At 58.7% G+C, this 11,935-nt stretch carries 13 protein-coding genes; 8 read left to right on the top strand and 5 right to left on the bottom strand.

Going from position 1 to position 11,935, the window contains the following annotated elements:
- Positions 1-136: 136 nt before the first annotated feature.
- Positions 137-1,336 (bottom strand): tyrosine--tRNA ligase, encoded by a 1,200-nt coding sequence (tyrS, locus tag MF4836_RS27110; protein WP_078472902.1) that lies wholly within the window; start codon positions 1,334-1,336, stop codon positions 137-139.
- Between the two features lie 209 nt (positions 1,337-1,545).
- On the opposite strand from tyrS, the gene MF4836_RS27105 reads away from it, so the two are divergent.
- Both MF4836_RS27105 and MF4836_RS27100 read left to right on the top strand, forming a co-directional pair.
- Complete coding sequence (locus MF4836_RS27105) at positions 1,546-2,967, top strand: peptidoglycan DD-metalloendopeptidase family protein (RefSeq protein ID WP_078472901.1); 1,422 nt, start codon at positions 1,546-1,548, stop codon at positions 2,965-2,967.
- A 3-nt stretch (positions 2,968-2,970) separates the two neighbouring features.
- Positions 2,971-4,062: an anhydro-N-acetylmuramic acid kinase gene (locus MF4836_RS27100; protein WP_078472900.1), complete on the top strand. Its 1,092-nt coding sequence runs from the start codon at positions 2,971-2,973 to the stop codon at positions 4,060-4,062.
- Positions 4,063-4,128: 66 nt separating this feature from the next.
- Here MF4836_RS27100 and erpA read toward each other — a convergent pair whose 3' ends face one another.
- Positions 4,129-4,479: an iron-sulfur cluster insertion protein ErpA gene (gene erpA / locus MF4836_RS27095; protein ID WP_007947969.1), complete on the bottom strand. Its 351-nt coding sequence runs from the start codon at positions 4,477-4,479 to the stop codon at positions 4,129-4,131.
- A 138-nt stretch (positions 4,480-4,617) separates the two neighbouring features.
- Positions 4,618-5,652, bottom strand: a complete 1,035-nt coding sequence (gene argC, locus MF4836_RS27090) for an N-acetyl-gamma-glutamyl-phosphate reductase (protein ID WP_078472899.1) — start codon at positions 5,650-5,652, stop codon at positions 4,618-4,620.
- A 135-nt stretch (positions 5,653-5,787) separates the two neighbouring features.
- On the opposite strand from argC, the gene hemJ reads away from it, so the two are divergent.
- From hemJ to coq7, 6 genes are all read left to right on the top strand, one after another.
- Complete coding sequence (gene hemJ / locus MF4836_RS27085) at positions 5,788-6,219, top strand: protoporphyrinogen oxidase HemJ (RefSeq protein WP_078472898.1); 432 nt, start codon at positions 5,788-5,790, stop codon at positions 6,217-6,219.
- A 33-nt stretch (positions 6,220-6,252) separates the two neighbouring features.
- Positions 6,253-7,221: an NAD(P)H-dependent flavin oxidoreductase gene (locus MF4836_RS27080; protein ID WP_078472897.1), complete on the top strand. Its 969-nt coding sequence runs from the start codon at positions 6,253-6,255 to the stop codon at positions 7,219-7,221.
- A 92-nt stretch (positions 7,222-7,313) separates the two neighbouring features.
- Complete coding sequence (locus tag MF4836_RS27075; protein ID WP_078472896.1) at positions 7,314-8,243, top strand: DUF805 domain-containing protein; 930 nt, start codon at positions 7,314-7,316, stop codon at positions 8,241-8,243.
- 60 nt (positions 8,244-8,303) lie between these two features.
- Positions 8,304-9,092 (top strand): SDR family NAD(P)-dependent oxidoreductase, encoded by a 789-nt coding sequence (locus MF4836_RS27070; protein ID WP_020295496.1) that lies wholly within the window; start codon positions 8,304-8,306, stop codon positions 9,090-9,092.
- 76 nt (positions 9,093-9,168) lie between these two features.
- Positions 9,169-9,507, top strand: a complete 339-nt coding sequence (locus tag MF4836_RS27065; protein ID WP_020295495.1) for a histidine triad nucleotide-binding protein — start codon at positions 9,169-9,171, stop codon at positions 9,505-9,507.
- 126 nt (positions 9,508-9,633) lie between these two features.
- Positions 9,634-10,281, top strand: coding sequence for a 2-polyprenyl-3-methyl-6-methoxy-1,4-benzoquinone monooxygenase (gene coq7 / locus MF4836_RS27060; protein ID WP_078472895.1), 648 nt, complete (start codon positions 9,634-9,636; stop codon positions 10,279-10,281).
- 61 nt (positions 10,282-10,342) lie between these two features.
- Here coq7 and speD read toward each other — a convergent pair whose 3' ends face one another.
- Both speD and MF4836_RS27050 read right to left on the bottom strand, forming a co-directional pair.
- Positions 10,343-11,137: an adenosylmethionine decarboxylase gene (speD, locus tag MF4836_RS27055; RefSeq protein ID WP_020295493.1), complete on the bottom strand. Its 795-nt coding sequence runs from the start codon at positions 11,135-11,137 to the stop codon at positions 10,343-10,345.
- A gap of 239 nt (positions 11,138-11,376) precedes the next feature.
- Positions 11,377-11,799, bottom strand: coding sequence for an OsmC family protein (locus MF4836_RS27050; protein WP_020295492.1), 423 nt, complete (start codon positions 11,797-11,799; stop codon positions 11,377-11,379).
- Between the last annotated feature and the right edge of the window lie 136 nt (positions 11,800-11,935).

Here is an 11,935-nt window from a genome sequence, read left to right as displayed (position 1 = left end):
CTTCGATGATCTGAAGCAGCTCGCTGTCGAAAACCGCGTAACTCTTTGTTTACCAAGGAGTTTTCCGTTTCGACTGCGCCGGAAGTGGGGCGAATTATAGACTTCCAGAATCTGCCGTCAACCCCTATTTTCAGCTTTATTCAGATTTGAGGGTAATTCGTGCAAATGCCTTCTTGCCGGCTTGGCAAACATGAGTCGCGCCCAGCTTATATATAAAGGTGCGATCAACCACCTCACCATCTATACGCACGCCACCCGAGCCGAGAAGATCCCGCGCCACAGCAGAGTTCTTCACCAGGCCCGCCTTATTAAGGACAGCCGCGATCGGCATATCCTCGGCTGCAACCAGTTCGACCTCTGGCAGATCATCCGGCAGCTCGCCATCCTTCATGCGATTGCCCGCGCCGCGATGAGCGCTCACCGCAGCCTCTTCGCCATGGAAGCGCGCAACGATCTCTTCCGCCAGTTTGATCTTGATATCCCGAGGATTAGCGCCCGCTTCAACGTCCGCCTTAAAGGAAAGGATCTCTTCCATCGTGCGGAAGCTGAGCAGCTCAAAGTAACGCCACATCAGCGCATCTGGAATGGAGACCAGCTTGCTGTACATAACACCCGGCGCTTCCTGGATACCGACATAGTTACCCAGCGACTTGGACATCTTCTTGACGCCATCCAGCCCCTCGAGCAACGGCATGGTCAGGATGCACTGAGCCTCCTGACCATAACCACGCTGCAGCTCACGCCCCATCAGCAGATTGAACTTCTGATCGGTACCGCCCAGTTCGACGTCGGCACGCAATGCCACCGAGTCATACCCCTGAACCAGCGGGTAGAGAAACTCGTGAATCGCAATGGGTTGATTGGTCGAGTAGCGCTTGTCGAAGTCATCGCGCTCAAGCATGCGAGCTACGGTGTACTGAGAAGTCAGGCGAATGAAATCCGCCGGCCCCATCTTGTCCATCCATGTGGAGTTGAAAGCCACTTCGGTTTTGGCCGGATCTAGAATCTTGAAGACCTGACTTTTATAAGTCTCGGCGTTATCGAGAACCTGCTCACGGGTCAAAGGAGGACGCGTTGCGCTCTTGCCACTCGGATCGCCGATCATGCCGGTGAAGTCGCCAATCAGGAAGATCACCTGGTGACCCAGATCCTGGAACTGACGCAGCTTATTAATAAGCACGGTATGACCCAAGTGCAAATCCGGCGCAGTCGGATCGAAGCCAGCTTTAATACGCAGCGGCTGACCGCGCTTGAGCTTCTCGATCAGCTCGGACTCGACCAATACTTCTTCCGCACCACGTTTGATCAGCGCTAGCTGCTCTTCAACCGACTTCATAACAGACCCGTAAGGCTCAGATTCAAAGGGAACCAACCATACAAGATCACGGACTAATTACAAGTTTTGCCCCGCGCGCGGAGGCCATTGCACGAGCAGAGTGTCCGCGAGCTTGCGTCACAGATGATTTGGTTATATTTTATACAGTTATTTCATCTTCATCATGTCATTCATCTTTTCCAATTCATCTTTTCAAAGTCAAATTACCTATGACCACAGAACCGTCTAAAGCGCCGCCGCTTTATCCGAAGACCCACCTGCTCGCAGCAAGTGGTATCGCCGCCCTCCTCAGCCTGGCTCTCCTGGTATTCCCTTCCAGTGATGTAGAAGCCAAACGAACAACCCTGAGTCTTGACCTGGAAAGTCCAGCAGAACAACTGACACAAGATCAAGACGCTGCCGACGCCGTCCAAGCCACAAATGAAGCCGTCGCTTCGCCTTTTGCACAGATTGAAAACACCGCTGAAGACACCGCGCAAACCGCTGAGGCCGAGCCCGCTCCAGTCGCGGCAGAAGAGCCGAAGGCGCCGGGCCATAGAGAAGTCATCGTTAGCAAAGGCGATACGCTTTCCACGCTGTTCGAAAAGGTAGGCCTGCCCACCTCATCGGTGCATGAACTGCTGGCCAGCGACAAACAGGCCAAGCAATTCACCCAACTCAAGCACGGTCAGAAACTGGAGTTCGAACTGAGCCCAGACGGCCAGTTGAACAACCTGCACAGCAAAGTCAGTGACCTCGAAAGCATCACCCTGACCAAAGGTCCCAAGGGTTATGCCTTCAATCGCGTCATCACCAAACCGGTTGTGCGCTCGGCTTATGTACATGGCGTGATCAACAGCTCGCTGTCCCAGTCCGCGGCGCGCGCAGGCCTGTCCCACAACATGACCATGGACATGGCCAACGTGTTTGGCTACGACATCGACTTTGCCCAGGACATTCGCCAGGGCGACGAATTCGACGTGATCTATGAGCAGAAAGTGATCAATGGCAAGACGGTCGGTACCGGCAACATTCTTTCTGCTCGTTTCACCAACCGCGGCAAGACCTACACCGCAGTGCGCTACACCAACAAGCAAGGCACCAGCAGCTACTACACCGCTGATGGCAATAGCATGCGCAAAGCGTTCATCCGCACCCCAGTGGACTTCGCACGCATCAGCTCGCGCTTTTCCATGGGGCGCAAGCATCCGATCCTGAACAAGATCCGCGCTCACAAGGGCGTTGATTACGCGGCACCACGCGGTACACCAATCAAGGCCGCAGGTGATGGCAAGGTATTGCTGGCCGGTCGCCGCGGCGGCTACGGCAATACGGTGATCATCCAGCACGGCAATACGTACCGCACGCTGTACGGCCACATGCAAGGTTTCGCCAAGGGTGTGCAGACCGGCGGAAACGTCAAGCAGGGCCAAATCATTGGCTATATCGGTACTACCGGTCTATCCACTGGCCCGCACCTGCACTATGAGTTCCAGGTCAACGGTGTCCACGTCGACCCGCTGGGCCAGAAGCTGCCAATGGCCGACCCAATTGCAAAAGCAGAACGCGCGCGCTTCCTGCAACAGAGCCAGCCGCTGATGGCGCGCATGGATCAGGAACGGGCCACCATGCTGGCCTCGAGCAAACGCTAAGCCATGGTGCTCTATATAGGTGTGATGTCCGGAACTAGCCTTGATGGCCTGGACATCGCACTGATTGAACAGAGCCCGGCGATCAAACTGCTCGCCACCCATTACATCCCCATGCCTGAATCCCTGCGCGCCGAGCTCTTGGCTTTGTGCGCCAGCGGCCCCGATGAGATTGCCCGTTCAGCCATCGCCCAACAACACTGGGTCCGGCTGGCCGCACAGGGCATTCACAGTCTTCTCGAAAAGCAGCAATTGAAACCCGACAGCATTCGAGCGATTGGCAGCCATGGGCAAACCATTCGCCACGAACCCGCTCGGGGGTTTACGGTGCAGATCGGTAACCCGGCGCTGCTGACAGAGCTGACCGGGATCACCGTAGTCAGCGACTTTCGTAGCCGCGACGTGGCTGCAGGCGGGCAAGGCGCCCCGCTAGTCCCGGCCTTTCACGAAGCACTGTTCGAGCAGCGCGCCGGCCAGCGTGCGGTGCTGAATGTGGGCGGCTTCAGCAACCTGAGCCTTATAGAACGCGACAAGCCGGTGGCCGGATTCGACTGCGGCCCAGGCAACGTGCTGCTGGATGCGTGGATCCACTCCCAGCGTGGGGATAACTTTGATCGGGACGGCAGATGGGCTGCCAGCGGTAACGTCGAAGCCAGCTTGCTGAAGACGCTATTGAGCGATCCTTTCTTTGCCACCCAGGGCCCAAAAAGCACCGGCCGCGAAGTGTTCAATCTGCCATGGTTGCAACAGCATCTCGCCACATTGCCAGCCTTTGCGCCGGAAAACGTGCAAGCAACCCTGCTCGAACTCACCGCGCTGACCATCGCCGAGTCACTGCAAGCCGCCCAGCCGGCCACCCAGGAGCTGCTGGTCTGCGGCGGCGGCGCTCATAACTCCGCCCTGATGAACCGCCTGGCCCAGTTGCTCCCTCACAGCAAGGTGGCCAGTACCGCGACCCATGGCGTGGACCCGGATTGGGTCGAGGCCATGGCTTTCGCCTGGCTGGCTCATTGCTGTCTTGAGGGTATTGCCGCCAACCGACCGAGCGTCACTGGCGCCCATGGCCTGCGAGTACTGGGCGCGATCTACCCGGCCTGATCGCCAGACAGCAAAACGCCGCAAGGCCTTGAAGCTATGCGGCGTTGAGTAAAACCTTAAATCGGATCAGATCGAGAACGATGAACCGCAACCACAGGTGGTGCTGGCATTCGGGTTCTTGATCACGAAACGCGAGCCCTCCAGACCTTCCTGGTAATCCACCTCGGCACCCGCCAGGTATTGGAAACTCATCGGATCAACCACCAGACTCACACCTTCGCGCTCGACGATGGTGTCGTCATCGGCCACTTCCTCATCGAAAGTGAAACCGTATTGAAACCCTGAACAACCGCCGCCCGTAACGAATACGCGCAGCTTCAAGCGATCATTACCCTCTTCATCGACCAGGCTCTTCACCTTGTGCGCAGCACCGTGGGTGAATTGCAAAGCCGTGGGGGTGAAGGATTCGACGCTCATGCTGACTATCTCCCGGCGTTACGCCGCCATAATGCGTGATGACGGGCATTATCCGCTTCTCCTAGAAAAGCGGTCAACTATTAGCGGAGCAGCGGCAAGCCTGAAGCTACAAGCCGACCGCTTGGATGCCCTGTGCAGTTACGGCAACATGCCGGCGTGGGACAGGCCCAAACGCTCATCCAGACCGAACATGATGTTGAGGTTCTGCACTGCCTGGCCAGATGCGCCCTTGACCAGGTTATCGATCACCGACAACACCACCACCAGGTCGCCGTCCTGCGGCCGATGCACGGCAATCCGGCAGACGTTGGCGCCGCGCACACTGCGCGTTTCCGGGTGGCTGCCCGCGGGCATCACATCCACGAAAGGCTCGTTGGCATAGCGCTTTTCGAACAGTGCCTGCAAATCGACCGACCTGTCGACCACGGTTGCATAAAGCGTGGAGTGAATGCCGCGAATCATCGGCGTCAGGTGCGGGACAAACGTCAGGCCCACATCCTGGCCTGCTGACCGGCGCAGGCCCTGGCGAATTTCCGGCAGGTGGCGATGGCCTTTGACGGCGTAGGCTTTCATGCTTTCCGAGGTTTCTGAATACAGGGAACCAACGCTGGCGCCGCGACCGGCACCGCTGACCCCGGATTTGCAGTCGGCAATCAGGCGGGAGCTATCGGCAAGGCCGGCTTCCAGCAACGGCAGGAAACCCAGCTGGGTCGCCGTCGGATAGCAACCTGGTACGGCAATCAGGCGGGCGTTCCTGATCTGCTCGCGATTGACTTCCGGCAGTCCGTAGACCGCTTCGCCCAGCAACTCGGGCGCACCGTGGGGCTGGCCGTACCACTTGGCCCACTCCTCGGCATCCTGCAGACGGAAATCGGCCGACAGATCGATGACCTTGGTCCCGGCCGCCAGCAACTCACCGGCCAGCGCGTGGGCTACGCCATGGGGCGTCGCGAAAAACACTACGTCGCAGGCGCCCAGGGTGTTGATATCCGGCACGCTGAATTCCAGGCCGTCATAGTGGCCTCGCAGGTTGGGGTACAGATCGGCTACAGCCAGCCCGGCCTCGGATCGCGAAGTAATGACTTCCACTTGCGCCTGCGGGTGCTGTGCCAATAGACGCAGCAATTCGACACCGGTGTAACCCGTGCCGCCGACGATACCGACCTTGACCATATACCTGCCCTCAACGAACCCACTGGAAAGCCGTCGATGATAGGGCGCGCCCTGCCCTGCGACAACCGTCAAGGTGACGTGCGGACGCTCTACCCTCTACTATCTCGCCTACCGTGAACCTGGGAATAACTAAAAATGCTTTATCTATGGCTCAAAGCTTTTCATATCGTCAGTGTGGTCTGCTGGTTTGCCGGCCTGTTCTATCTGCCACGACTGTTTGTCTACCACGCCCAAAGCGAGGACACCGTGAGCAAGGAGCGCTTCAGCCTCATGGAGCGCAAGCTGTATCGCGGGATCATGGGCCCGGCGATGGTCGCGACCCTGGTGTTCGGCATCTGGCTGCTGAGCCTCAACCCCAGCGCCTACTTCGGCCAGGGTGGCTGGATGCACGCCAAGTTGACCCTGGTGGTGATCCTGATCGGCTACCACCACATGTGCGGCGCGCAAGTGAAACGTTTTGCCCGTGGCGAAAACACCCGCAGCCATGTCTTTTATCGCTGGTTCAATGAAGTACCCGTTCTGATATTGCTGGCTATTGTAATTTTGGTTGTTGTACGACCGTTCTAACCTCTACAGACGTCATTAACCGGGGTACTTCCAATGTCGCTGCCTGCTCTGCTCGAACAACGCCTGCGCCTGCCTGTGGTCGTGGCGCCCATGTTCCTGATTTCCAACCCGCAATTGGTCCTGGCTTGCTGCCGTAATGGCGTGGTCGGCAGCTTTCCGGCGCTGAACCAGCGTGAAAGCAGCGGGTTCAAGGCCTGGCTCGAGGAAATCGAAGCGGGGCTGGCGACACTGGAAAATCCCGCGCCCTATGCCGTCAACCTGATCGTGCATAACAGCAACCCGAGATTGCAGGCCGACCTGGAGATTTGCATCGAGCACAAGGTGCCGATCGTCATTACCAGCCTGGGCGCCGTGAAGGAATTGGTCGACGCGGTGCACAGCTATGGTGGCCTGGTGTTCCATGACGTCACCACGCGTCGCCATGCGGAGAAGGCAGCCGAGGCCGGGGTCGACGGACTGATTGCAGTGGCCGCCGGCGCGGGGGGCCACGCCGGCACCTGGAGTCCCTTCTCGCTGATCGCGGAGATCCGCCAGTTCTTCGACAAGACCCTGTTGCTCGCTGGTTGCCTGAACCACGGCCACGAGGTGCTCGCCGCACAGTTGCTAGGCGCGGACCTGGCTTACTTCGGCACCCGTTTCATCGGCACCACGGAAAGCCACGCCCCGGATGCCTATAAAGAGATGCTGCTGAGCTCCCGAGCCGCCGATATTGTGCACACCGCCGCAGTGTCCGGGGTTCCCGCCAGCTTTATGCGTCAGAGCCTGGAGAATGCAGGTTTCGACCTCGCCGCCCTGCAAGGCAAGGGCGAGGTCAACTTCGGCTCCAAGCTCAAACCCGTCAGCGACGAGGCCAAAGCCTGGAAAACCGTGTGGTCTGCGGGTCAAGGGGTAGGCGAGATCCACGATCTGCCCAGTGTCGACCAATTGATTGCACGCCTGGATGCCGAGTACCGCCAGGCGCTTGAGCAGGCGAGCCAACTGCCGAAACGTTGGCCACGCTGAAATGTCTGAGGTTTGTTAGCCAGCCACGGGTAGCTGGCCTTAAACTGCTGACCTTTATGTAAGCCTTCATTTCAGATGACAAGGATGCCCCTATGAGCGAACCCCGCTTCAAGATTGTTTTCGATGGCGCCCTGTTACCCGGTGTCGAAAAAAACAGCGCTCAGCAAAAGCTCGCCGAGCTGTTCAAGAGCGACATTGCCGCAATCGAACCCCTGTTCGGCGGCCAGCCGGTGGTACTCAAGCGCGAACTGTCCCAAGCCGATGCCGACCGCTACCTCGAAGCCCTGCACAACACCGGGATCGCCGCGCGCATTGAGGCTGAACAAGCCCTGGACCTGAACCTCGCGCACGTCGAACACACGCCCCCCGTCGCGGCCCCGATCGCGGCCAGCAATCCTGAATCGCCCTACGCCCCACCCCGGGCCACCGTGGGTGAAGTGCTGCCAGAGTTTTCCGAGCTCAAGGTCTTCAGCATCCAGGGCCGTATCGGCCGCCTGCGCTACCTGGCCTGGACCCTGGTACTGACCGTGGCGATGATGGTGGTGGTCGGGATCGGCGCCCTGATCGGCTTTGCCAGCCTGATGTCCGCGGAGTCTTCAGGGTTGGCCATGGGGTTTGGTGCCCTGGTCGCGATTGTGCTGTTCGTGGCCTTCGTGGTGGTCAGCATCCAGATCAGTGTTCAGCGTCTGCATGACCTGGGCTGGTCCGGCTGGCTCTGGCTGATCAACTTTGTGCCCATCGTGGGCAGCTTCTTCCCACTGGTCCTGGTCGTCAGCCCCGGCAGCAACATCGCCAACCGTTACGGCCCGCCACCACCGCCAAACACCACAGCCGTAAAAGCATTGGCGTGGATGTGGGTGGCGTTGATCGCCCTGATCATCGTTGCCGGCGTGGCAGGCGGCCTGAGTTCGCTCAGTGAGTACAGCGAAAGCAGCTCCAGCTACAGCGAAAGCCAGAACACAACCGGCGATGAAGACGCGGCCGAAGCGGCCTCACCCGCTGTAAACTATGAAGAAGAATAAACGTACCTGAGCCTGCGACCTCTCTGTCGCGGGCCATTGGCCGTTGCGATGGAGAACTGCATGACCCGTTACGCTCTGATCACTGGCGCTTCCAGCGGCATAGGCCTGGCCTTGGCGGAAGCACTGGCCCGGCGCGGGCGCAACCTGATTCTGGTGGCCCGTCAGCGTGATCAGTTGGAAAGTATCGCCCTTGAACTGACCCAGCGCTTTGGCGTAGAGGTGCTGTTTCGCGCGTGCGACCTGGGCGAGCCACTGCGTCTCTCGGGCTTTCTGCTGGAACTCGAAGAAGGCGATCGGCAGATCGATCTGCTGGTCAATTGCGCCGGCATGGGTACCAGCGGCCCATTCCTGGCACAGGACTGGATGACCGAACAGGACCTGATTGAAGTCAACATCCTGGCCCTGACCCGCCTGTGCCATGCCCTGGGCAACAGCATGGCCTTGCTGGGCGGCGGGCAGATTCTTAATGTCGCTTCAGTTGCCGCCTTTTATCCCGGCCCCTGGATGAGCACCTACTACGCGAGCAAGGCTTACGTCCTGCACTTTTCCGAAGGCTTGCGCGAAGAGTTGAAAAACTGCGCGGTCAAGGTTTCGGTGCTCTGCCCCGGCCCGACACGCACCGCGTTCTTTCGCACCGCCCAACTGAACGCTGAAAAGCTGCAAGCCAGCAAATTGCTGATGAGCCCCGAGGAAGTTGCACTCTATGCCGTGCGCGCCATGGAAAAGAATCGCGCGATCATCATTCCCGGCCGCCTGAACCGCTGGATGGCATTCAGCAGCCGCCTGGGCTCACGATGGCTGACGCGCAAGCTGGTCGGCTACGCCAACAGGGCCTATTGCCCGCGCTAGGCATCACGTAAATGGCTGGGCGCACGCAGGTCGCCTGAGTACACTCAGCCCGGACCCACCCAATGGAGAAACAGCTGTGGATACTCTGTTCACCAAGATCATCAACAGAGAAATACCCGCGAAGATCATTTACGAGGACGACCAGGTCCTGGCCTTCCACGACATTGCTCCGCAAGCGCCAGTGCACTTTCTGGTGATCCCGAAGAAACCGGTGCGCACCCTCAACGACCTCACCGAGGACGACAAGGCTCTGGCCGGCCACATTCTGTTCACCGCTCAACGCCTGGCCAAGGAGCTGGGCTGTGAAGATGGTTTCCGTGTGGTCATGAACTGCAATGAGCTGGGCGGGCAAACCGTCTATCACATTCACATGCACGTACTTGGCCAGCGCCAGATGAACTGGCCTCCGGGCTGATCGCTCTATCTGGCCCTTTTGCGGCGCACTCTCAGCCTGTTTCAGGCGAGGGTGCGCTGATCCAGCGCAGGTTTCGTCCCATCGATTGGGGTAAACTGGCCGCCGTGATTTTTCCCGGAGGTAAGCATGACTACCCAACGTCACTACTCGCCGATTGACCGTCTGCTGCTGCAAGCCGATACGGCCATGCGCACCCTGCTGCCCTTCAGTGGCCAGCCTTATCGCCCTTCGCCAGCCATTGTGCAGCCCGATGCGCAGATGACTGAAGAAGACACCCGCCACGTCGCGGGCCTGATGCGGATCAACCATACCGGCGAGGTCTGCGCCCAGGCGCTGTATCAGGGCCAGGCCCTGACCGCCAAGTTGCCCCAGGTGCGCGAGGCCATGGAGCACGCCGCCGAAGAGGAAATCGATCACCTGGCCTGGTGTGAACAACGCATTCGCCAGTTGGGCAGCCACCCCAGTGTGCTCAACCCGCTGTTCTACGGCCTTTCGTTCGGTATCGGCGCGGTCGCCGGCTTGATCAGCGACAAGGTCAGCCTGGGTTTCGTGGCTGCCACCGAAGACCAGGTGTGCAAGCACTTGAATGAACACCTGGAGCAATTGCCGGCCGAGGACGAAAAGTCCCGGGCGATCCTGCAACAAATGCGCACCGACGAAGAACACCATGCCCAGAGCGCACTGGAGGCCGGCGGTTTCCGCTTCCCGGCACCGGTAAAGTTCGGCATGAGCCTCTTGGCCAAGGTCATGACCAAGAGCACCTACCGCATCTGACGCGGTAAATCGCAGGCACAAAAAAGGGCGCTATCTCAGCGCCCTTTCTTTTGCCTGAAAATCAGCTCGGCATGTTGCGCGCGTAGAAGATTTCCAGCATTTCGTGCTTCACACGCTCTGTCACCTGGGCACGCTGCTCGGTGGACAGGTTGCTGGTGGCGTCGCCGAACAGGTAGTTATCCAGTTCGAAGTTCTTCAGCAGCATCTTGGTGTGGAACATATTCTCCTGGTACACATTCACATCGGTCATCTGGTAACCGTCGCGGGTGTCTTCGGACAAGTAGTTCTGGATCGAGTTGATCTCGTGGTCGATGAAGTGCTTCTTGCCTTCGACGTCACGGGTGAAACCCCGCACGCGGTAATCCACGGTCACGATGTCCGACTCGAACTGGTGAATGAGGAAGTTGAGGGCTTTAAGCGGTGAAATGACCCCGCAAGTCGACACATCGATATCCACACGGAAAGTTGCAATACCGTCCACCGGATGGATCTCCGGGTAGGTGTGCACCGTGATGTGGCTCTTGTCGAGGTGGGCCAGGATAATTTCAGGCAACGGGCCTGGGGACTCTTCGATCTGGCTCTCGGTAGGCGTTACCGGCTCTTCCGAGATCAGAATGGTCACGCTGGCACCTTGGGGATCGTAATCCTGACGGGCGATGTTCAGGATATTGGCACCAATGATATCGACAACTTCCGTGAGGATCTGCGTCAGGCGTTCCGCGTCGTACATCTGGTTGATGTATTCGACATAGGCCTGCTGGTCCTGCGGGGTTTCCGCATAGCAGATGTCATAGATGTTGAAGCTCAAGGTCTTTGTCAGGTTATTGAACCCATGGAGCTTGAGTTTGCTTTTCACCGTTTGAAAACTCTCTGTGTATTGCGGCACGGCCGCGTGATCAAGCATGCCCGTCAGATGCGAACGACGCAGCTGCGTAGGACGGTTAACACCTCTTCGCGATGGCGATTTTGGTTGTCTGTTCGGGCGCGTGACCTGTTGATTAACCGATCACTGCCCTGAAAAAAGTGGCGCATTATGCAGACCTCAGCCAGTGATCGCCAGAGTCTGCGCCGCTTTTATGATAGTTGAATGTCGATTCAACCCAGCTCGACGATTTCGTAATCGTGAGTAATGGCTACGCCGGCAGCGCCAAGCATGATCGATGCCGAGCAATACTTTTCGGCCGACAGCTCGATGGCGCGCTTGACCTGGGCTTCCTTGAGCCCGCGGCCCTTGACCACAAAGTGCATGTGGATCTTGGTAAACACCTTGGGGTCTTCGGTGGCGCGCTCGGCTTCGAGGAAGGCTTCGCAGCTTTCAACGGCCTGCCGAGACTTCTTGAGAATGCTGACCACATCGAAGTTGCTGCAACCGCCCACGCCGAGCAGGAGCATTTCCATAGGGCGAACGCCCAGGTTGCGGCCACCGGCTTCCGGCGGGCCATCCATTACCACCACATGCCCGCTGCCCGATTCACCGAGGAACATGGCTTCGCCTGCCCATTGGATGCGTGCCTTCATGGCCAAGACTCCACTGCTAAAAAAGGGTCGCCAGCTTAGCACAGGGGCCTGAAACGGCAGCGTGCTGACGATTCATCGGCACCCGCGGCTGTCACTCGGAAATATCTTAATTTGAGCGAGATCCGTCTGTTAAGCT

It is taken from the genome of Pseudomonas sp. MF4836, assembly GCF_002018875.1.
Taxonomy (GTDB): Bacteria; Pseudomonadota; Gammaproteobacteria; order Pseudomonadales; family Pseudomonadaceae; genus Aquipseudomonas.
The sequence above is the reverse complement of the archived record's forward strand: the minus strand, read 5'-3'. Positions and strand labels throughout refer to the sequence as shown.